Source organism: Streptomyces sp. NPDC055189, assembly GCF_053606765.1.
Genome location: NZ_JBSGSG010000016.1, coordinates 74,985 through 95,499, shown reverse-complemented (window position 1 = coordinate 95,499; position 20,515 = coordinate 74,985). Strand labels below are relative to the sequence as shown.

The window sequence follows — 20,515 nt, the reverse complement described above, 5'->3', positions numbered from 1 at the left end:
GAGGGGTCAGCGGACGGGAGCCGCGGCGCGGCGGCCCGCCCGGGCGACGGCGATCTGCCGGGCCACGCGCGGCCCGAGCACGGAGACCACGAGCAGCACGCCGGTGACGACGATCTGCGACTGTGCGGAGACGTTGAGCAGGCTCATCGCGTTCTGCAGGGCGCCGAGCAGGAAGACTCCTGCGATCGCGCCGCCCAGGGTGCCCTTGCCGCCGTCGAAGTCGATGCCGCCGAGCAGGACGGCGGCGACGACGGACAGTTCGAGCCCGGTGGCGTTGTCGTAGCGGGCGCTGGCGTAGTGCAGGGCCCAGAAGATGCCCGTGAGCGAGGCCATGAGCCCGGTGGCGACGAACAGCCACAGCTTGTGCCGCTTGACGCGGACACCGGCGAACCGCGCGGCCTCCTCATTGGCGCCGATCGCGAAGAGCGAGCGGCCGAAGGGCGTGGCGTGCAGGACCAGGACGGCGATCGCCAGCAGCGCGAGGAAAGGCAGGAAGGCGTACGGCAGGAAGGTGTCGCCGATGCGTCCGGCCGCGAAGTCCAGGTACTGCGAGGGGAAGTCGGTGACGGCGTCCGAGCCGAGCACGATCTGTGCGATGCCCCGGTAGGCGGCCATGGTGCCGATGGTCACGGCGAGCGAGGGCAGCCCCAGACGGGTCACCAGGAGGCCGTTGACCAGACCGCAGGCGACGCCGAGGAGGAGCACGAGCGGAATGATCGTCTCGATGGCCATGCCGGCGTTCCAGAGGGCTCCCATCACCGCTCCGGAGAGCCCCGCCGTGGAGGCCACCGAGAGATCGATCTCTCCGGAGACGACCAGGAGCGTCATCGGGAGAGCGATCAGGGCGATGGGCAGCGTGTTGCCGATGAGGAACGACAGGTTGAGGGCGTTGCCGAAACCGTCGACAAAGGAGAACGACATCAGGAGGAGCACGACAAGGAGAGCGCCGACAACGGTGTCCCAGCGGACGGCGCGCGTCACGTCGAGCCGGTTGGAGTCAGCCATGGCGGGCGTTCCTCTTCTTCAGGGCCTCGGCGACGCGCAGGGCGACGATCCGGTCGACGGCGATGGCCAGGACGAGCAGCACGCCGTTGATGGCGAGCACCCACACGGAGCTGACGCCGAGCGCGGGCAGCACGCTGTTGATGGACGTCAGGAGCAGGGCACCGAGGGCCGCGCCGTAGACGCTTCCGGAGCCGCCGGTGAAGACGACGCCGCCGACCACGACGGCGCTGACGACGGTGAGTTCGTAGCCGTTTCCGGTGGCGGAGTCGACGTTGCCGAAGCGGGCCAGGTAGAGCGCCCCTGCGAGTCCGGCGAGCGCTCCGCAGGCGGTGTAGGCGGCGAGGATGCGCTTGCGCACCGGGATACCGGCAAGCCGCGCGGCCTCGGGGTTGGAGCCGAGGGCGTAGAGCTCGCGTCCGCCGCCGAAGTGCCGCAGGTAGTACGCGACCGCGATCAGCACGGCGAGCGCGATCAGCGCCAGATACGGCACCGCCGAGATCCCGCCGGAGCCGAAGTCGACGAAGCCGCCCGGCAGGTCCGATGCGGTGATCTGCCGGGAGCCGACCCAGATCGAGTCGATGCCCCGGATGATGTAGAGGGTGCCGAGCGTGACGACGAGCGCGGGCACCTGGCCGAGGCTGACGAGCGCCCCGTTGAGCAGCCCGCAGCCGACGCCGAGCGCAACGGCCAGGAGGATCGCGACGGTCGAGTTGCCGCCGCCCTGGAGGTAGTTGCCCGCGGCGAAGGCGCTGATGCCCAGCGTCGAGCCGACCGACAGGTCGACGTTGCGGGTGATGACGACCAGGGCCTGCCCGGTCGCGACGAGCACGAGGATGGTCGCGTTCAGGAGCAGGTCCTTGATGCCCTGCTCGGAGAGGAACTCGCTGTTGCCGGCCTGGGTGATGCCGATCATCACCAGGAAGACCAGGAGGATGGCCAGTTCGCGCATCTTGAAGACGCGGTCGACCAGGCGCGTACCGGCGGCCTTCTCCGGGTCGACGGCGGGTGCCGGGCTCTGCGTGGTCACGCTCATGCCGTCCTCCCCGTGGCGGCGGCCATCACGGACTCCTCGGTGGCCCGCGCGCGCGGGATCTCGGCGGTGAGCCGGCCTTCGTGCATGACCAGGACCCGGTCGGCCATGCCGAGGATCTCGGGCAGGTCGGAGGAGATCATCAGGACCGCGACCCCCCGGGCGGCGAGTTCGGAGAGCAGCCGGTGCACTTCGGCCTTGGTGCCGACGTCGATGCCGCGGGTGGGTTCGTCCACGATGAGCACCTGCGGCTTGGTGGCCAGCCACTTGGCAAGGACGACCTTCTGCTGGTTGCCGCCGGACAGAGTGCCGACGGCGTCGGCGATCCGCGCGTACTTCACCTGAAGCCGCACCGCCCAGTCGAGCGAGCGGCTGCGTTCGGCGCCGCGATCCATGAGGCCCGCGCGCACCGTCGTACGCAGTCCGGTGAGCCCGATGTTGCGCTCGATGGACATGTCCATCACCAGGCCTTGCGCGCGCCGGTCCTCGGGGACGAGCGCGAGACCGGCGGCCATGGCGGTGCTGGGGGCGCCGTTGAGCAGCGCCTTGCCCTGCACCTCGACGGTTCCGGCATCCCACCGGTCGACGCCGAACACGGCCCGCGCTACCTCGCTGCGGCCGGCCCCCACGAGCCCCGCGAGCCCGACGATCTCGCCGCGCCGCACGTCGAAGGACACGTCGGTGAAAACGCCCTCGCGGGTCAGCCTGCGGACGCTGAGCGCGACTTCGCCGACCTGTGTGTCCTGCTTGGGGTAGAGCTCGTCGAGGTCGCGGCCCACCATGCGGCGTACGAGGTCGTCCTCGGTCAGTCCGTCGAGCGGCTCGCTCGCGATCAGGCCGCCGTCCCGCAGCGTGGTGACGCGCTGGCACAGCTCGAAGATCTCCTCGAGGCGGTGCGAGATGAAGAGGACGGCCGCGCCCTGTTCGCGCAGGGTGCGCACGACGCCGAAAAGTCGGGCCACTTCGCTGCCGGTGAGCGCCGCGGTCGGCTCGTCCATGATCAGGACCCGGGCGTCGAAGGAGAGCGCCTTGGCGATCTCGACGATCTGCTGGTCGGCGATGGACAGGCCGCGTGCGGGCTGTTCGGGGTCGAGGTCCACGGCCAGGCGCTTGAAGAGCGCCTCGGCCGCGGCGTGCACGGCCTTGTGGTCGACCCGGCCCAGCGAGCGGCGGGGCTGGCGCCCCATGAAGATGTTCTCCGCGACGGAGAGGTCGGGGAAGAGCGTCGGCTCCTGGTAGATGACGGCGACGCCCGCGTCCCTGGCGTCGCCGGGGCCGTGGAAGACGACCGGGGACCCGTCGAGCGACAGCTCTCCCGCGTCCGGCCGGTGGACCCCGGCGAGGGTCTTGATGAGGGTGGATTTCCCTGCGCCGTTCTCGCCCGCGAGGGCGTGCGCCTCACCGGCGTACAGCTCCAGGGAGACGTCGTGCAGGGCGCGCACGGCCCCGAAGGACTTGCTCAGGCCCTGCACGGCAAGGACGGGGGGCTCTCTCATAGGTAGCACCGATCGGTCACGAAGGGCATGCGGCTTCTGGCATGGAGAAACAGGTGTCGGACGTGGGGGCGTCATGGGGAGTCACGTCATGGGGAGTCACTCGCCGGACACGTGGCGTGAAAGGATTCAATCAATTTCCAGGGAAGCTAAACCCGCACCAACTGCGGCGTCAATGGGCGGGACTTGAAAATCCTGTCGCGACTCGGTGCGACAAGGGTCAGGCGGCTGGGACCTCTTGACAGCGACCGGCGCTCTACCTAGTTTCGCCTCTCGTGAAACGATTCACCGTCGAGTCGCCACGTCGTTACGGAGTCGAGTTGTGATCAGCAGAAGACGACTGCTCAGCACCACCGCCACCGCCGCCCTGGGAACGGCGGTGGCATCCGGGGCCGTTCCGACGGCATCCGCCACCCCCTCCGGCCCCTCCGCCGGGGGGCGTTCCCTACGCGTGACCGGACCGACCGTCGAGTACGTGAGACACCCGCTCGGTCTCGACGTGCCGCGCCCGAGGCTGAGCTGGCCGCTGGCATCCGCCGACGAGGGCCAGACACAGACCGCCTACCAGGTCCGCGTGGCCACCTCCCCGGGCCGCATCGGCAAGCCCGACGTCTGGGACAGCGGCAAGGTCGCGTCCAGCGACTCCACCCTGGTCCCGTACGCGGGCCCGGACCTCAAGTCCCGTACGCGCTACTACTGGTCGGTCCGGGTCTGGGACGACGCGGGCAAAGCCTCCGAGTGGAGTGAGCCCTCCTGGTGGGAGACCGGGCTCTCCGCGGCGAAGGACTGGACGGCGCGGTGGATCGGCGCGCCCGCCTCCCTCGTCGGCGCGCCCTCCCTGGACGGCGCCTCCTGGATCTGGTTCCCCGAGGGGGACCCCGCCACCAGCGCGCCCGCGGCCACCCGTTGGTTCCGCGGCCGCGTCGATGTCCCCGAAGGGGTCACGCGTGCGCGCCTTGTCCTGACGGCCGACGACGGCTACACCGCGTACCTCGACGGCACGCAGGTGGCACACACCGAAGCGGACAGCGCAGCCGACAACTGGCGCCGCCCCGCGGTCGTCGACGTGACCGGGCAGCTGCGCCCCGGCGCCGCGGTCATCGCCGTCTCCGCCACCAATGCCACCACCGGGCCCGCCGGTCTCCTCGGCGTCCTCGAACTGACGACCTCCGACGGTGTGCGCACCCTCACCACCGACGGCACGTGGAAGACAACCGACAAGGAGCCCTCGGGCGACTGGCAGTCGGCGGGCTACGACGACGCCTCCTGGGCGGCTTCCAAGGTCCTCGCCGATTGGGGTTCGGGCCCCTGGGGCAAGGTCGCTCCCGAGCACTGCCCCGCCGCCCAGCTGCGCCACGAGTTCCGGCTGCGGGCCGGCAAGACCGTCGCGCGGGCCAGGCTGTACTCCACGGCCCTGGGCCTCTACGACGCCTGGCTCAACGGCGAGCGCGTCGGCGACGACCGCCTCGCGCCCGGCTGGACCGACTACAACAAGCGGGTCCAGTACCAGACGTACGACGTCACCAAGCAGCTCAAGTCCGGCGCCAACGCCCTCGGCGTGACGCTCGCCGTGGGCTGGTACGCGGGCAACGTCGGCATGTTCGGCCCCCACCAGTACGGCGAACGGCCGGCGTTCCTTGGCCAGCTTGAGGTCACGTACACCGACGGCTCGACCGACCGGGTGCTCTCCGGCACGAACTGGCGCGCCGCGACGGGCCCGGTGACCGCCGCCGACCTCCTGTCGGGCGAGGAGTACGACGCCCGCCTGGAGACCGCGGGCTGGACGCGCGCGGGCTTCGACGACTCCACGTGGGTCGCGGCCGACGCCGTCGACAAGGTCAAGGCCGCCGTCGTGGCCCAGATCGACGGGCACACGCGGGTGGAGAGCGAGATATCCGCCCGCAAGATCAGCGAGCCCAAGCCCGGCGTGTTCGTCTTCGACCTCGGCCAGAACATGGTCGGCGCGGTCCGCCTCGACGTCTCCGGGAAGGCCGGCACGAAGATCCGGCTGCGCCACGCGGAGGTCCTCAACCCCGACGGCACGGTCTACACCACCAATCTGCGCACCGCACGCGCCACGGACACCTACACGCTCAAGGGCGGCGGCAAGGAGACGTTCGAGCCGCGGTTCACCTTCCACGGCTTCCGCTACGTCGAGGTGACGGGCTATCCGGGCAAGCCGCCGCTCGACGCGGTCACGGGCCGCGTGATCCACACGTCGGCGCCGTTCACCATGGACTTCAAGACGAACGTCCCCATGCTCAACCAGCTGCACAGCAACATCACCTGGGGCCAGCGCGGCAACTTCCTGTCCGTCCCCACCGACACCCCGGCACGCGACGAGCGGCTCGGCTGGACCGGCGACATCAACGTCTTCGCGCCGACCGCCGCCTACACGATGGAATCGGCGCGCTTCCTTACGAAGTGGCTCGACGACCTGCGCGACGGGCAGCCCGACGACGGGGCCTTCCCGGACGTGGCCCCCTTCATCGGCACGGTCGGCAAGGGCGTGGCCGGCTGGGGCGACGCCGGAGTGACCGTCCCCTGGGCGCTGTACCAGGCGTACGGGGACAAGCGCGTCCTGGAGCAGTCCTGGCCCTCGATGCTCAAGTGGCTCGACTACCTGGAGAAGCACAGCAGCGGCTACCTGCGGCCCGCCGAGGGCTACGGGGACTGGCTCAACATCCAGGACGAGACCCCCAAGGACGTCATCGGCACCGCCTACTTCGCGCACAGCGCCGACCTGGTCGCGCGCACCGCCGAAGCGCTCGGCAAGGACCCGGCCCCGTACAAGAAGCTCTTCGGCAGCGTCCGTGACGCCTTCCGCGCCGCGTACGTGACCGACGGCGGCAAGGTGAAGGGCGACACGCAGACCGCGTACGTCCTGGCCCTGTCCATGGACCTGCTCACGGACGGCGACCGCGCACCGGCGGCAGCCCGTCTGGTGGAGCTCGTCAAGTCCAAGGAATGGCACCTGTCGACGGGCTTCCTGGGTACTCCGCGCCTGCTGCCGGTGCTCACCGCGACCGGGCACACGGACGTCGCCTACCGCCTCCTCGTCCAGAAGTCCTTCCCCAGCTGGGGCTACCAGATCGACAAGGGCGCCACCACGATGTGGGAGCGCTGGGACTCCATCAAGCCGGACGGCAGCTTCCAGGACGCCGGCATGAACTCCTTCAACCACTACGCCTACGGCTCGGTGGGCGAGTGGATGTACGCGAACATCGCGGGCATCGCACCGGCCGCCCCGGGCTTCCGCAAGATCCTCGTCCGCCCGCGCCCCGGCGGCGGCGTGACCGAGGCGCAGGGCAGCTTCGACGCGCTCTACGGACCGGTCACCACCCACTGGAAGACGGACTCCGACGGTTTCCGCCTCACCCTGACCCTGCCCGCCAACACCACGGCCGAGGTGTGGATCCCCGCCGACAAGCGCTCCCAAGTGGCCCACGGCGCGGCGGAGTTCCTGCGGATGGAGGACGGCTGCGCCGTCTTCGCCGCGTCCTCCGGCACCCACCGCTTCACCAACTGACCCGAATCCACCGCTCTTTCGGAAGGCTGCGCGATGACCGCCGGACCCAGCAAGGACGCCGTGAAAGCGGCACTCACCACCCAGGCACTGGAGACCCCGTCCTGGGCGTACGGCAACTCCGGTACGCGCTTCAAGGTCTTCGCGCAGCCAGGTGTCCCCCGCACGACCCGCGAAAAGCTGGACGACGCCGCACGGGTGCACGCCCACACGGGCGTGGCGCCCAAGGTGGCCCTGCACATCCCCTGGGACAAGGTCGACGACTACGCGGCCCTCTCGGACTACGCCACCGAGCGCGGCGTGCGGCTCGGAGCGATCAACACCAATGTCTTCCAGGACGACGACTACAAACTCGGCTCGGTCACCAACCCGGACCCGACGATCCGGCGCAAGGCACTCGGCCATCTCCTGGAGTGCGTGGACATCATGGACGCGACGGGTTCGCGCGACCTGAAGCTCTGGTTCTCCGACGGCATCAACTACCCCGGCCAGGACGACATCCGCAGCCGCCAGGACCGCCTCGAGGAGGCCCTGCGCGCGACCTACGACCGCCTCGGCGACGACCAGCGCATGCTCGTCGAGTACAAGCTCTTCGAGCCGGCCTTCTACGCCACGGACATCCCCGACTGGGGCACGGCGTACGCACACTGCCTGAAGCTCGGCCCCAAGGCACAGGTCGTCGTCGACACCGGCCACCACGCCCCCGGCACCAACATCGAGTTCATCGTCGCCACCCTGCTGCGCGAGGGCCGTCTGGGCGGCTTCGACTTCAACTCGCGCTTCTACGCGGACGACGACCTGATGGCGGGCGCCGCCGACCCCTTCCAGCTCTTCCGGATCATGTACGAGGTCGTCCGCGGCGGCGGCCTGACCTCCGACACCGCGTTCATGCTCGACCAGTGCCACAACATCGAGGCGAAGATCCCCGCGATCATCCGCTCGGTGATGAACGTGCAGGAGGCCACGGCGAAGGCGCTCCTCGTCGACGGCGACGCGCTGGCCGAGGCCCAGCGGACCGGCGACGTGCTGGCCGCCAACGCGGTCCTGATGGACGCCTTCAACACCGACGTCCGTCCCCTACTGGCAGAAGTCAGGGAGGACTCGGGGCTCGACCCGGATCCCATGCGGGCCTATCAGCAGTCAGGCTGGCAGGAGCAGATCGTCAAGGACCGCGTGGGCGGCGAGCAGGCCGGATGGGGGGCATGAGCCACATGACACAGCACGAACCGCAGCACGAACGGATCAAGGAACTCCTGGACCGCTCCCACCGCCTGGGCGCGGACCCGCGCAACACGAACTACGCGGGCGGCAACGCATCGGCGAAAGGCACGGCCCCCGATCCGGTCACCGGCGCGGACACGGACCTGATGTGGGTCAAGGGTTCGGGAGGCGACCTGGGCACCCTCACCGAGCAGGGTCTCGCGGTCCTGCGCCTCGACCGCCTCCACGCGCTCAAGGAGGTGTACGGGGGGCCGGACCGCGAGGACGAGATGGTCGCCGCCTTCGACTACTGCCTGCACGGCAAGGGCGGTGCGGCCCCCTCCATCGACACCGCGATGCACGCCCTGGTGGACGCGCCGCACGTGGACCATCTGCACCCGGACTCGGGCATCGCCCTGGCCTGCGCCACCGACGGCGAGAAGCTGACGGCCGAGTGCTTCGGTTCCACGGTCGTCTGGGTGCCGTGGCGCCGCCCCGGCTTCCAGCTGGGCCTGGACATCGCCGCGGTGAAGGAAGCGAACCCCGACGCCATCGGCTGCATCCTGGGCGGTCACGGCATCACGGCCTGGGGTGCCACGACCGAGGAGTGCGAGCGCAACTCGCTGCACATCATCCGCACGGCGGAAGCGTTCCTCGCCGAGCACGGCAAGCCCGCCCCGTTCGGCCCTGCCCTGGACGAATACGCTCCCCTTGCCACCGCCGCACGCCGTCAGCGGGCTGCCGAGCTGGCCCCCCACATCCGCGCGCTGGCCTCTCTGGACCGCCCCCAAGTCGGCCACTTCACCGACACCGACACCGTCCTCGATTTCCTGGCCGCCACGGAACACCCGCGGCTCGCGGCCCTGGGCACCTCCTGCCCCGACCACTTCCTGCGCACGAAGATCAGGCCGCTGGTCCTGGACCTGCCGCCCACCGCACCGCTCGATGAAGCCGTCGCGCGCCTCAAGGAGCTGCACACCGCCTACCGAGAGGAGTACGCGGCCTACTACACCCGTCACGCCGACCCGTCCTCCCCCGCGATGCGCGGCGCCGACCCGGCGATCGTCCTGGTCCCCGGCGTCGGAATGTTCTCCTTCGGCAAGGACAAGCAGACGGCCCGCGTGGCAGGCGAGTTCTACGTGAACGCCATCAACGTCATGCGCGGCGCGGAGGCGGTCTCGACCTACGCCCCGATCGACGAGTCGGAGAAGTTCCGCATCGAATACTGGCCGCTGGAGGAGGCGAAGCTCCAGCGCATGCCCGAGCCCAAGCCGCTGGCCACCCGCGTCGCCCTGGTGACCGGAGCCGGCAGCGGCATCGGCAAGGCAATCGCGCACCGCCTGGTGGCGGAGGGCGCCTGCGTCGCGGTGGCGGACCTCAACGCGGAGAACGCCGCGGCCGTGGCCGACGAGCTGGGCGGCCCGGACAAGGCCGTCGCCATCCCCATGGACGTCACCTCCGAGGACCAGATCACCAGCGCCTTCGCCGCCGCGGTCCTCGCCTTCGGCGGAGTCGACCTGGTGGTGAACAACGCTGGCATCTCCATCTCCAAGCCGCTGCTCGACACCACGGCCCGCGACTGGGACCTGCAGCACGACATCATGGCCCGCGGCTCCTTCCTCGTCTCCCGCGAGGCGGCCCGCGTCATGCGGAACCAGGCCCTGGGCGGCGACATCATCTACATCACGTCCAAGAACGCGGTGTTCGCAGGACCGAACAACATCGCGTACTCCGCCACCAAGGCGGACCAGGCCCACCAAGTCCGCCTCCTGGCCGCCGAGCTCGGCGAGTTCGGCATCCGCGTGAACGGCGTCAACCCCGACGGCGTGGTCCGCGGCTCGGGGATCTTCGCGGGCGGCTGGGGCGCGCAGCGCGCGGCGACGTACGGGATCGAGGAGGAGAACCTGGGCGCGTTCTACGCCCAGCGGACCCTCCTCAAGCGCGAGGTGCTCCCCGAGCACGTGGCCAACGCGGTCTTCGCCCTGACGGCGGGCGACCTGACCCACACGACGGGCCTGCACATACCCGTCGACGCGGGCGTCGCGGCGGCGTTCCTCAGGTAGCCACAGCCCCCTCCGGTCGGCGGTCGCACACCCGACCGGAGGGACGTTCCAAACGGGCGGCGGGACATTCCCGGGCGACGGACGTTCCCGGGCGGCGGCCAAGAGGCCAGGGCCCACCGGCCCGCAGCCGGGCGTCCGGCCGGAGGGGACGTGCCGGTCTGTCGGCCCGGAGCACGGCGCCCGGCGCTCCGGACGCGACCGCCTACCACCCGCCACCCATCCCCACCCACACCCCCACCCGCACTCGCCCTTCAACCCCTGCGAGCCCCGATGCCCAACCTCAACCCCAGCACCAGCAACGGCGCCCACGCACACCACCGCTTCGCCGCGATCGACCTCGGCGCCTCCAGCGGACGCGTCATGGTGGCCCGCGTAGGGCACGACACCCTCGACCTCCGGGAGGCACACCGCTTCCCCAACCGCCCGGTCCGCACGGCGGGCGCCCTGCACTGGGACATCCTTGCCCTCTACGCCGGAATCCTCGACGGCCTGCGCGCCGCGGGCTCCGCCCCCCTCACCTCCATCGGCATCGACGGCTGGGCAGTCGACTACGGCCTGCTGGACGCCGACGGCAATCTCCTCGGCAACCCGGTGCACTACCGGGACCCCCGCACCGAGGGCATCGCGGCCAAGGCGTGGACGACGCTCCCGGCCACCGAGCTCTACGCCACGACAGGAATCCAGTACGCCCCGTTCAACACCCTCTACCAGCTCCTGGCCGCCAGGGACACGGCTCAACTCAAGGCCGCCAAGCACCTCTTGCTCGTTCCGGACCTCCTGACGTACTGGCTCACGGGCGAGTTGGGCACCGAGCTGACCAACGCCTCCACCACGCAGCTCATGGACCCCGGCACAGGTGACTGGTCCCGGGAGGTGGCGTCGCGCCTGGGCGTCGACCTCGGTCTCTTCCCTCCACTACGGCAGCCGGGCGACCCCGCGGGCCACCTGCTCCCGCAGATCCTGGACGACACGGGCCTGGCCGCCCCCACCCCCGTGACGACGGTCGCCTCGCACGACACCGCGTCAGCGGTCGCCGCCGTCCCTGCCACGACGGAGAACTTCGCCTACATCTGCACCGGTACCTGGTCCCTGGCGGGCCTGGAGCTGACCGCTCCCGTCCGCACGGAGGCGAGCCGCGAAGCCAACTTCACCAACGAACTGGGCATCGACGGCACGGTCCGCTACCTCCGCAACATCATGGGCCTGTGGCTGCTCCAGGAGTGCCTGCGCACCTGGGCCACCGATACCGACGCCCCCGACCTGGACTCGCTCCTCCGCGAGGCGGCCACCGTCCCCGCCCTCCGTTCGCTCGTCGACGCGGCCGACCCCGCCTTCCTGGCCCCCGGCGACATGCCGCAGCGCATAGCCCGGGCCTGCGAGGCCACGGGCCAACCCGTCCCCGGCACCCCCGGCGAGACGACGCGCTGCATCCTCGACTCGCTGGCCCTGGCCCACCGCCGGGCCATCGAGGACGCCCGACGCCTCGCGGACCGGGATGTGGACGTCGTCCACATAGTCGGCGGCGGCGCCCGCAACGCGCTTCTGTGCCAACTGACCGCGGACGCCTGCGGGCTGCCGGTCGTCGCGGGACCGGCGGAAGCGGCCGCGCTCGGCAACGTACTCGTGCAGGCCAGAGCGCAGGGCCTCATACGGGACCGCCATGACATGCGCGCCTTGCTGGCCCGCACCCAGCAACTGACCCGCTATGAGCCGACCCGTGATCCGGCGCGCCGGGCCGCGTGGGACGAGGCCGCGCGACGCGTCCCGGCCCCATGACTCCCGCAAAGCAGGCGTAGCGCATACGCTGCACCCATCCGATGATCGACGAGGAGGAACCCGCGATGCGTGTCGCTCTGTTCCTGACCTGTGTCAACGACACGCTCTATCCCGACACGGGCCGTGCGGTGGTGAAACTGCTGACCAGACTGGGGGTTGAGGTCGACTTCCCGATGGCGCAGACCTGCTGCGGGCAGGCGCACTACAACACGGGTTACCGCCACCAGACAGAGCCGCTCGCCCGCCATTTCTCCGATGTCTTCGGCTCGGACGAGTACGACGCGATCGTGACGCCCTCCGGTTCGTGTGGCGCGATGGTCCGTGAGCTGTACCCGCGCATGGGAGAACGGGCCCGCGCCGAGGGCCGCGGCGACGGCCTCGCGACCACCCTGGCACCGGTGGTCCCCAAGACGTACGAACTCACCGAGTTCCTGGTGGACATCCTCGGTGTGACCGACGTCGGGGCGTACTACCCGCACACGGTGACGTACCACCCGACCTGTCACGGCCTGCGCAGTCTCGGTCTTGGCGATCGCCCGACGCGATTGCTCCAAGCCGTCAAGGGACTCGAACTGCGCGAGCTGCCGGGCGCGGCCGAGTGCTGCGGCTTCGGCGGCACCTTCGCGATGAAGAACTCCGATGTCTCCTCCGCGATGGGCACGGACAAGGTGCGCAACGCCGAGTCGACGGGCGCCGACACCCTGTGCGCCGCGGACAACTCCTGCCTGATGCACATCGGGGGCACGATGACCCGCCTGCAGAGCGGTGTGCGCCCGGTCCACATCGCGGAGATCCTGGCGAGCACGGAAGAGGAGCCCCTGTCATGAGCGGCACGTTCGTCGGGATGCCGGCCTTCCCCGAGGCCGCGTACGAAGCCGTGCGCAACACCACCCTGCGCGCCAACCTGAAGCACGCCACGCACACCATCCGCGACAAACGCGCCCGCGCCGTCGCCGAGCTGGACGACTGGGACCGGCTCCGCGAGGCGGGCAAGCAGATCAAGGACCACACGCTCCGCAATCTGGAGCACTATCTGGTCCAGCTGGAGGAGTCGGTCACCGCGGCGGGCGGCACCGTGCACTGGGCGGCGGACGCCGATGAGGCCAACCGCATCGTGACCGCGCTGGTCAAGGCCACCGGCGAGAGCGAGGTGGTCAAGGTCAAGTCGATGGCCACGCAGGAGATCGGCCTCAACGAAGCGCTGGAGGCCGAGGGCATCCACGCCTACGAGACCGACCTGGCCGAACTCATCGTGCAGCTCGGCAAGGACCGCCCCTCGCACATCCTCGTGCCCGCCATCCACCGCAACCGCGGCGAGATCCGCGACATCTTCGAGAAGGAGATGGGCAGTTGGGGCCGTCCTGCCCCCGAGGGTCTTACCGATACCCCCGCCGAGCTTGCCGAAGCCGCCCGTCTCCACCTCCGCGAGAAGTTCCTGCGCGCCAAGGTCGGCGTCTCCGGGGCGAACTTCATGGTCGCCGAGACGGGCACGCTGGTGGTCGTCGAGTCGGAGGGCAACGGCCGTATGTGCCTCACCCTCCCCGAGACGCTCATCTCGGTCGTCGGCATCGAGAAGATCGTGCCCACCTGGCGGGACCTGGAGGTCTTCCTCCAGACCCTCCCGCGCTCCTCGACGGCCGAGCGGATGAACCCGTACACGTCGACGTGGACCGGCACCACCCGCGAGGACGGGCCAAGCACCTTCCATCTCGTGCTCCTCGACAACGGCCGCACCGACACCCTCGCCGACGAGGTGGGCCGCCAGGCACTGCGCTGCATCCGCTGCTCGGCCTGCCTCAACGTCTGCCCGGTGTACGAGCGGGCGGGCGGCCACGCGTACGGCTCGGTCTACCCCGGCCCCATCGGCGCGATCCTCAGCCCTCAACTCCGCGGCACCCAGAGCGAGATCGACGCATCCCTCCCCTACGCTTCCTCCCTCTGCGGCGCCTGCTACGAGGTGTGCCCGGTCGCCATCGACATCCCCGAAGTCCTCGTCCACCTGCGGGAGCGCGTGGTCCAGGGCGGCGAAGTCACGCGGCACGGCACGAGGGTGACGCTGCGGCCCGCGAAGGGGCACGCCGCGGAGAGGGCGGCGATGCGCGCGGCGGGCTGGGCGTTCGGCCGCCCGGCGGCGCTGCGGACCGGGCAGCGGCTGGCGTCCGGGACCCGGCACCTCCATCCGCGCACGCTTCCCGGCCCCGGCCGGGCGTGGAGCGCGACGCGTGACCTGCCGAAGGTACCGGCGGAGCCGTTCCGCGACTGGTGGCGGCGTACGAACGGCGGCCAGGCGCAGAAGCCGCAGAAGGGCGAGAAGAAGTGAGCAGCAGGGACCAGATCCTGGGCCGCGTCCGGCGTGCGCTGGCCGACGTGCCGGACGACACGGAGAGCGACGCCTACGACCGGGCCGTCCTGCGCGACTACCGGCGCGAGCACGGCGACCGCAGCACGGAAGAGACCACCGACCTGCTCGCGGAGAACCTCGCCGACTATCGCGCGCTCGTGCACCGCTGCACGGAGGAGGAACTGCCCGGGCTGCTCATGCGCCTGCTGGCCGCACGGGGCGCGCAGAGCGTGCTCGCGCCGCCCGGCCTGCCGCCGCACTGGCTCAAGGCCGCCGACGCGACCCAAATCGCCGACCGTGCCGAGAGCACCCCGCACGAACTCGACGAGGTCGACAGCGTCGTCACCGGCTGCGCGGTCGCCGTGGCCGAGACCGGCACGATCGTCCTGGACGGCGGTCCCGACCAGGGCCGCCGCCGGATCACGCTCGTCCCCGATCACCACATCTGTGTCGTACGGGTCCCTGACCAGGTCGTCTCCTCCGTCCCGCAGGCACTCGAACGGCTCGACCCGGCCCGTCCGCTGACCTGGATCTCGGGACCGTCCGCGACCAGCGACATCGAATTGGACCGGGTGGAGGGCGTACACGGCCCGCGCACCCTGGAGGTGGTGCTGGTGGGCGGAGTCTGAAAGCCGCGGTTAGCGTGAGTGCATGATCCGGTTCGAGCAGGTCAGCAAGCGCTACCCGGACGGCACGATGGCCGTGGACGAGCTGTCCTTCGAGGTCGGCGAGGGTGAACTGGTCACGCTCGTGGGACCGTCCGGATGCGGCAAGACGACCACGATGATGATGGTGAACCGCCTCATCGAGCCGACCGCGGGCCGCATCTTCGTGAACGGCGAGAACATCGCGGACGTCGACCCGGTCCGCCTGCGCCGCCGTATCGGCTACGTCATCCAGCAGGTGGGGCTCTTCCCGCACCGGACGGTCCTGGACAACACGGCGACCGTCCCCGCGCTCGTCGGCTGGAAGAAGGCGAAGGCGCGGGCGCGGGCGGCGGAGCTGCTCGACCTGGTGGGCCTCGACCCCAAGCTGTACGGCTCCCGCTACCCCGAGCAGCTTTCGGGCGGCCAGCGCCAGCGCGTCGGCGTGGCACGTGCCCTGGCCGCCGATCCGCCCGTCCTGCTGATGGACGAGCCGTTCGGGGCGGTCGACCCGGTGGTGCGCGAGCAGTTGCAGGACGAGTTCCTGCGGATGCAGGCGGCGGTCCGCAAGACGGTTCTCCTGGTCACGCACGACATTGAGGAGGCGGTCAGGCTCGGTAACCGGATCGCGGTGTACGGGCAGGGGCGCATCGAGCAGTTCGACACGCCCGGCGCGGTGCTCGGCACCCCGGCGACGCCCTACGTCGCCGAGTTCGTGGGCGCCGACCGGGGTCTCAAGCGCCTCTCGGTCACCGAGATCCTGCCGGAGGATCTGGAGCAGCCATCGGTGGTCCGCCTCGACGAGCCCGCCGCGCACGCCGCGGCCCGGCTGCGCGAGGAGGGCGTCCGCTGGGGCGTCGTCCTGGACGCGGACGGGGATCTGCACGGCTGGGTCGGCATCGACGAGGTGTCCTTGGCCGGGGCGGGCGGCAGGGTGGGCGATCTGGCCCACCGCATGCGGGCCTGGGTGCCCGTCGGCGCCCCGCTCAAGCAGGCGTTCGGCGTGATGCTCCAGCACGACGCGGGCTGGGTGGCGGTCCTCGACGGGGCGCGCTTCCTCGGCGTGCTGACCCCGGCGAAGCTGCACGAGGCGCTGCGCCGCTCGGTGGACGCGGACGCTCAGGGCGTGGCGCGGGATCAGGTGGAGTTCGACTCCGTGGCCGACGCGTAGAGTCCGCCCGGCCGAGGGCTACAGCAGCCCTTTCTCCTCCAGATAGGTCCTTGCGACGTCCTGCGGCAGCCGCCGCCAGCTGTCCACCTGTTCGTTCATGGAGGCCAGGTCCGCCGTCGTCAGTACGGAGTTGAGGCGGCCGAGTGCGTTCGCGACGCCCTCGCTGCCCGCACGGGAGCGGTTGACGACCGGGACGATGTAGTCGGCGTTCTGGAGCTTCTTGTCGTCCTTCAGCAGGACGAGGCCGAAGTCGTCGAGCGTGGCGTCCGTCGACGTCGTCAGGACCATCTGGTCCTGCCCGCTCTGGACGGCCTTCTTGGCCTGGGTGGTGCCCACGCCCTTGGGGTCGACGGAGGTGATGTCGATGCCGTAGACCTTCTTCAGGCCGGGTTCGCAGTACGGGCGCTGCACGCATTCGTCGCCCGCGGCCAGGCGTACCTTCTGGCCGGACTTGCCGAGGTCGCTCAGGGTCTTCAGACGGTGCTGCCGGGCGTAGGACGCGGTGACGGCGAACGCGTTCTGGTCGACGGCCTTGCCCGGATCCAGGACGGTGAGGCCACGCGGAGCGGCGAGGCCGCGCAGGGCCTTCATCGTGGCGTCCAGGTCGGGCGATCCGACCGGCTCGGCGTCCGCCCCGTTCTTCTTGGCGTTCAGCCAGTCCGCGAACGTCGCCGCGTACTCGGGGACGACGTCGATCTGACCGGACTCCAGGGCGGGTTCGTACAGCTCGCGGTTGGCCACGGAGAGGATCTCGGTCCCGTATCCGGCCTTCTGGAGGAGCAGGGAGTACATCTGGGCGAGCAGGTCGCTCTCGGTGAATCCCGCCGAGCCGACGACCAGGTGATGGCTGTCGCCGGGCGGCGCGGTGACCTCGCCCTGCGTCTCCAGGGACGGCCCGGACGCGCATCCGGACAGCAGCACGATCCCGGCCGTGATCGTCGCGCCCCATCCTGTGCGCCGCCTCATCCGGTCCGCCCTCTCCCCCGCGCCCGCCCCGGCGCGAGCCGTTCGCCGATCTCGAAGAGCCCCTCGACGACCAGCGCGAACACGGCGACGAGCACGGCGCCCGCCACCACCTGCGGCGTACTCGCGAGGTTGAACCCGGCCGTGATGATCCGGCCAAGGCCCCCGCCGCCGGCGAGCGCCGCGATCGTGGCGGTGGCCACGAGCTGTACGGCGGCGATCCGCACCCCGCTGAGGACCAGCGGCATCGCGAGCGGCAGCTCGACCCGCCACAGCATCTGCCGTCCCGTCATGCCCATGCCGCGCGCGGCCTGTACGACGCTGCGGTCGACCTCGCGCATCCCGACGTAGGCATTGGTGAGCAGCGGCGGCACGGCGAACAGGACGAGCGCGACGACGGTGGGGCCCTCGCCCCACTGCCCGATGGGGGTCAGGAGCAGCAGCACCAGGACGGCGAAGGTCGGCACTGCGCGGCCGATGTTGGAGATGTTGACCGCGAGGGCTCCGCCCTTGCCGAGGTGGCCGAGGACGAGCGCGACCGGCAGCGCGATCAGACAGCTCAGGATGAGGCACACCACGGTGAGGACGAGGTGCTGGGTGAGGCGGTGCCAGATGCCGTCGTCGCCGGCCCAGTGCGCCGCGTCGGTGAGCCACTTCCAGGCATCGCTGATGGTGTTCATGAGCGGACCGCCCTCGTCCACGGGGTGAGGATCCGCTGCACGCCCAGAAGCAGCAGATCGGCCAGTACGGCGATGACGACACACAGCACGGAGGCGGTCAGGACCTGTGCCTTGAAGTAGGTGTTCATGCCCGTGTAGATGAGGTTGCCAAGGCCGCCGAAGCCGACGATCGCACCGACCGTGACGAGGGAGACCGCGGAGACGGTGGCGATGCGCAGACCGGCCATCGCGGCGGGAAGCGCGAGCGGCAGTTCGACGGTGAGCAGGAGGCGGATCGGTCCGTAGCCCATGCCGCGGGCGGCCTGTCGGGTGTCGTCGGGGACGGCGCGCAGACCGGCCAGGATGTTGCGGACCAGCAGCGTCAGCGAGTACAGGACGAGCCCGGCGACCACGAGGGACGCGGAGAGGCCGTAGAGGGGCAGCAGCAGCGAGAACATCGCGAGCGAGGGGATCGTGTAGAGGACGGTCGTCAGCGCGAGGACCGGACCTGCCGCCAGGGCCCAGCGGCGGGCGACGACGGCCAGCGGGACGGCGATGACGAGTGCGATCAGGACGGAGACCGCGGTCAGCTCCAGATGCTGGAGGACCGCGTCGAGGATGATCTGGCGGCGAGTGCTCAGATACTCACCGCAGATCCACTCGTTGCGCGCGAGGCAGTCGTCCGGGGGCGCGGTCACCTGTCCATTGCAGCGGGCGGGAGCGGGGGTCGGCGCGTTCTGGTGGCCCGTACGGGCGTAGGGGCGGTTCGCCCGTACGGGCCGGCCCTCCTACTCCTGAGTCATCAGCCCCGTGCGCAGGCGGGCGAGGGTGCGGGACAGCAGTCGCGACACATGCATCTGCGAGATGCCGAGCTCGGTGCCGATCTCGGCCTGCGTCATCTCCTGGCCGAAGCGCATCTCGATGATGCGGCGCTCGCGCTCGTCGAGCTCCGCCAGGAGCGGAGCCAGGTCGTGCAGGTGCTCGAAGACCTCGATGGCGGGGTCCGGGGCGCCGATGGCATCGGCGAGCGACCGGCTGGTCTTGTACGCATCGCCCGGGTCGCTCGGACCGTGCGGTGCGTCCAGGGAGCCCGCCGCGTAACCGTTGGCGGCGACGATCGCCTCCAGGACCTGCTCCTCGGCCACGTCCAGATCGGCTGCCAGCTCCTTGACCGTCGGTTCGCGGCCGAGCACGGACGACAGCCGCTCCTGCGCCCTGACCAGGTCGGTACGGAGCTCCTGCAGTCGGCGCGGGACGTGCACGGCCCAGCTGGTGTCCCGGAAGTAGCGCTTGATCTCCCCCAGGATGCAGGGGACGGCGAACGAGACGAACTTGTACCCCAGGCTCACGTCGAACCGGTCGATCGCCTTGATGAGCCCGATGGTCCCGACCTGGACGAGGTCCTCCAGCTGGCCGTTGCCGCGGTTGCGGAAGCGGCCCGCGACGTAGTGCACCAGGGAGAGGTTCATCTCGATCAGGGTGTCGCGTGTGTACGTGTGGTCGGGCGAGCCGCTCTCCAGCGTCCGCAGCTGCTCGAAGAAGAGCTGCGACAGCTCCCGCGCGTCCTTCGGCGCGACCTCGTTGGCTTCCTCGATCCACGGCAGCCCGACGGCCTCACCTCTTGAGCGCCCCCCGGAGCGCTCTCCGGGCTGAGCCGGCACCGTAGGCGCCGCCGGCACCATCGGCGGCTCGGCCAGGTCGGCCACTTGGTCCGCGCTCTCCATCGCGCTCGCCATCGAACTGAACATCGTCTGATCGCCCTCCACGCTCTCGATCGGTACTCGGGTCCGCCCGGCTCACTCCGCCACGACCGTGAAGGGAACGCCTTCGCGGTCCGCGAGGACGGCCTCCCGCCGGCCGCGGGGTCCCCGTGGTGGTGTGATCACGCGTCCGCCCTCGGCCAGTGCGGTACCGGCCGCCGCGTCGACGTCGGTCACGCGGAAGCCCGTGTGCCAGCGGTGCTGCCCCTCGAAGCCGGGCACCGCCGCGTCGCGGAGCGTGGCGACCGGGCGCGATCCCGCTCGCGATCCGCTCCGCACCACGATCTGTCCGCCGGAGTACTCCACCTGGCAGCTGTCGTCGGACTCTCCCGCCCAGCCGAACACGCCGCCGTAGAAGAGGGCCGCCGCGAACACGTCCCCCGTGTGCAGCTCGATCCGCGCCACGGGCCCTTCTCCGACCGTCCAGCGGCGATCGAGGGCCTTGTGCCGCAGGCCGAACACCTCGTCGTGGGGCCCCGCCGCCAGGGCGACACGTCCGGCCGCCGTGGTCAGCGGTCCGACCGCCACGGTGGCACCGCGGTCGCGGAGCCGTCCCACCGCGCCGTCCAGGTCATCCACGGCGAAGTGCGGCATCCATCCCGCGTGGACGCCCGGGTCGCAGGAGGCCTCGCTGATGGACCCCACCGGCGCTCCGGCCTTCAGCGCCAGGGAACGTGCCCCGCCCGCCGGGCCGAGCAGAGGCACGTGGCACCAGCCGAGTACCTGCCCGTAGAACTCCTCGGCGGCCCGCGCGTCACGCGCGGCATAGCTCAGCCAGCAGGGGGCGCCGCCCGTCTTCCCCGTCGCGCGCGGTGCGGGAATTCTGGTCGTTCCGATGTCCGTCGTCACGGCATGCTCTCCTCACCCGAGTTTCTGCGGTCCCG

16 protein-coding genes are annotated in these 20,515 nt (G+C 70.8%); 8 read left to right on the top strand and 8 right to left on the bottom strand.

Features of this window, described 5'->3' with window-relative positions:
- Positions 1–6: 6 nt before the first annotated feature.
- Genes ACWFR3_RS14965 through ACWFR3_RS14955 form a run of 3 tightly spaced genes read right to left on the bottom strand, consistent with a single transcriptional unit; the run spans position 7 to position 3,531 of the window.
- On the bottom strand, positions 7–1,005 hold the full coding sequence (locus tag ACWFR3_RS14965; protein WP_453734969.1) for an ABC transporter permease: 999 nt from the start codon (positions 1,003–1,005) through the stop codon (positions 7–9).
- Positions 998–2,038, bottom strand: coding sequence for an ABC transporter permease (locus tag ACWFR3_RS14960; protein ID WP_453734968.1), 1,041 nt, complete (start codon positions 2,036–2,038; stop codon positions 998–1,000). Before ACWFR3_RS14960 ends, ACWFR3_RS14965 begins: the two co-directional genes overlap by 8 nt.
- Positions 2,035–3,531, bottom strand: coding sequence for a sugar ABC transporter ATP-binding protein (locus tag ACWFR3_RS14955; protein WP_453734967.1), 1,497 nt, complete (start codon positions 3,529–3,531; stop codon positions 2,035–2,037). The genes ACWFR3_RS14960 and ACWFR3_RS14955 overlap by 4 nt, the downstream gene beginning before the upstream one ends.
- A 319-nt stretch (positions 3,532–3,850) precedes the next feature.
- Here ACWFR3_RS14955 and ACWFR3_RS14950 point away from each other — a divergent pair, with 319 nt between their 5' ends.
- The 8 genes from ACWFR3_RS14950 to ACWFR3_RS14915 all read left to right on the top strand — a co-directional run bounded on the left by ACWFR3_RS14950 (position 3,851) and on the right by ACWFR3_RS14915 (position 16,249).
- Positions 3,851–7,057: an alpha-L-rhamnosidase gene (locus ACWFR3_RS14950; protein ID WP_453734966.1), complete on the top strand. Its 3,207-nt coding sequence runs from the start codon at positions 3,851–3,853 to the stop codon at positions 7,055–7,057.
- 33 nt (positions 7,058–7,090) lie between these two features.
- Positions 7,091–8,260: an L-rhamnose isomerase gene (gene rhaI / locus ACWFR3_RS14945; protein ID WP_453734965.1), complete on the top strand. Its 1,170-nt coding sequence runs from the start codon at positions 7,091–7,093 to the stop codon at positions 8,258–8,260.
- 5 nt (positions 8,261–8,265) lie between these two features.
- Positions 8,266–10,317, top strand: coding sequence for a bifunctional aldolase/short-chain dehydrogenase (locus tag ACWFR3_RS14940; protein ID WP_453735033.1), 2,052 nt, complete (start codon positions 8,266–8,268; stop codon positions 10,315–10,317).
- A 270-nt stretch (positions 10,318–10,587) separates the two neighbouring features.
- Positions 10,588–12,093: a rhamnulokinase gene (locus ACWFR3_RS14935; RefSeq protein WP_453734964.1), complete on the top strand. Its 1,506-nt coding sequence runs from the start codon at positions 10,588–10,590 to the stop codon at positions 12,091–12,093.
- Between the two features lie 65 nt (positions 12,094–12,158).
- Positions 12,159–12,920 carry a (Fe-S)-binding protein gene (locus ACWFR3_RS14930; protein ID WP_453734963.1) on the top strand — a complete coding sequence of 254 codons (762 nt, stop codon included), beginning with the start codon at positions 12,159–12,161 and terminating at the stop codon, positions 12,918–12,920.
- Entirely contained in the window at positions 12,917–14,413 is a 1,497-nt protein-coding gene (locus ACWFR3_RS14925; RefSeq protein WP_453734962.1) for a LutB/LldF family L-lactate oxidation iron-sulfur protein, read from the top strand. The genes ACWFR3_RS14930 and ACWFR3_RS14925 overlap by 4 nt, the downstream gene beginning before the upstream one ends.
- Positions 14,410–15,063, top strand: a complete 654-nt coding sequence (locus ACWFR3_RS14920; protein WP_453734961.1) for a LutC/YkgG family protein — start codon at positions 14,410–14,412, stop codon at positions 15,061–15,063. Before ACWFR3_RS14925 ends, ACWFR3_RS14920 begins: the two co-directional genes overlap by 4 nt.
- A 22-nt stretch (positions 15,064–15,085) precedes the next feature.
- On the top strand, positions 15,086–16,249 hold the full coding sequence (locus tag ACWFR3_RS14915) for a betaine/proline/choline family ABC transporter ATP-binding protein (RefSeq protein WP_453734960.1): 1,164 nt from the start codon (positions 15,086–15,088) through the stop codon (positions 16,247–16,249).
- 18 nt (positions 16,250–16,267) lie between these two features.
- Here ACWFR3_RS14915 and ACWFR3_RS14910 read toward each other — a convergent pair whose 3' ends face one another.
- The 5 genes from ACWFR3_RS14910 to ACWFR3_RS14890 form a co-directional block, all read right to left on the bottom strand.
- Complete coding sequence (locus ACWFR3_RS14910; protein ID WP_453734959.1) at positions 16,268–17,215, bottom strand: ABC transporter substrate-binding protein; 948 nt, start codon at positions 17,213–17,215, stop codon at positions 16,268–16,270.
- Positions 17,212–17,892, bottom strand: coding sequence for an ABC transporter permease (locus tag ACWFR3_RS14905; protein WP_453734958.1), 681 nt, complete (start codon positions 17,890–17,892; stop codon positions 17,212–17,214). The genes ACWFR3_RS14910 and ACWFR3_RS14905 overlap by 4 nt, the downstream gene beginning before the upstream one ends.
- On the bottom strand, positions 17,889–18,569 hold the full coding sequence (locus ACWFR3_RS14900; RefSeq protein ID WP_453734957.1) for an ABC transporter permease: 681 nt from the start codon (positions 18,567–18,569) through the stop codon (positions 17,889–17,891). The genes ACWFR3_RS14905 and ACWFR3_RS14900 overlap by 4 nt, the downstream gene beginning before the upstream one ends.
- Positions 18,570–18,659: 90 nt before the next feature.
- On the bottom strand, positions 18,660–19,553 hold the full coding sequence (locus ACWFR3_RS14895) for a SigB/SigF/SigG family RNA polymerase sigma factor (RefSeq protein WP_453735032.1): 894 nt from the start codon (positions 19,551–19,553) through the stop codon (positions 18,660–18,662).
- A gap of 114 nt (positions 19,554–19,667) precedes the next feature.
- Positions 19,668–20,480, bottom strand: coding sequence for a VOC family protein (locus ACWFR3_RS14890; protein ID WP_453734956.1), 813 nt, complete (start codon positions 20,478–20,480; stop codon positions 19,668–19,670).
- Positions 20,481–20,515 lie beyond the last annotated feature (35 nt).

Excerpts from the sequence above, each read along its gene's own strand:
- ACWFR3_RS14965 (WP_453734969.1), bottom strand. The coding sequence starts at position 1,005 with ATGGCTGACTCCAACCGGCTCGACGTGACGCGCGCCGTCCGCTGGGAC.
- ACWFR3_RS14960 (WP_453734968.1), bottom strand. The coding sequence starts at position 2,038 with ATGAGCGTGACCACGCAGAGCCCGGCACCCGCCGTCGACCCGGAGAAG.
- ACWFR3_RS14955 (WP_453734967.1), bottom strand. The coding sequence starts at position 3,531 with ATGAGAGAGCCCCCCGTCCTTGCCGTGCAGGGCCTGAGCAAGTCCTTC.
- rhaI (WP_453734965.1), top strand. The coding sequence starts at position 7,091 with ATGACCGCCGGACCCAGCAAGGACGCCGTGAAAGCGGCACTCACCACC.
- ACWFR3_RS14940 (WP_453735033.1), top strand. The coding sequence starts at position 8,266 with ATGACACAGCACGAACCGCAGCACGAACGGATCAAGGAACTCCTGGAC.
- ACWFR3_RS14935 (WP_453734964.1), top strand. The coding sequence starts at position 10,588 with ATGCCCAACCTCAACCCCAGCACCAGCAACGGCGCCCACGCACACCAC.
- ACWFR3_RS14930 (WP_453734963.1), top strand. The coding sequence starts at position 12,159 with ATGCGTGTCGCTCTGTTCCTGACCTGTGTCAACGACACGCTCTATCCC.
- ACWFR3_RS14925 (WP_453734962.1), top strand. The coding sequence starts at position 12,917 with ATGAGCGGCACGTTCGTCGGGATGCCGGCCTTCCCCGAGGCCGCGTAC.
- ACWFR3_RS14915 (WP_453734960.1), top strand. The coding sequence starts at position 15,086 with ATGATCCGGTTCGAGCAGGTCAGCAAGCGCTACCCGGACGGCACGATG.
- ACWFR3_RS14910 (WP_453734959.1), bottom strand. The coding sequence starts at position 17,215 with ATGAGGCGGCGCACAGGATGGGGCGCGACGATCACGGCCGGGATCGTG.
- ACWFR3_RS14905 (WP_453734958.1), bottom strand. The coding sequence starts at position 17,892 with ATGAACACCATCAGCGATGCCTGGAAGTGGCTCACCGACGCGGCGCAC.
- ACWFR3_RS14895 (WP_453735032.1), bottom strand. The coding sequence starts at position 19,553 with ATGGTGCCGGCGGCGCCTACGGTGCCGGCTCAGCCCGGAGAGCGCTCC.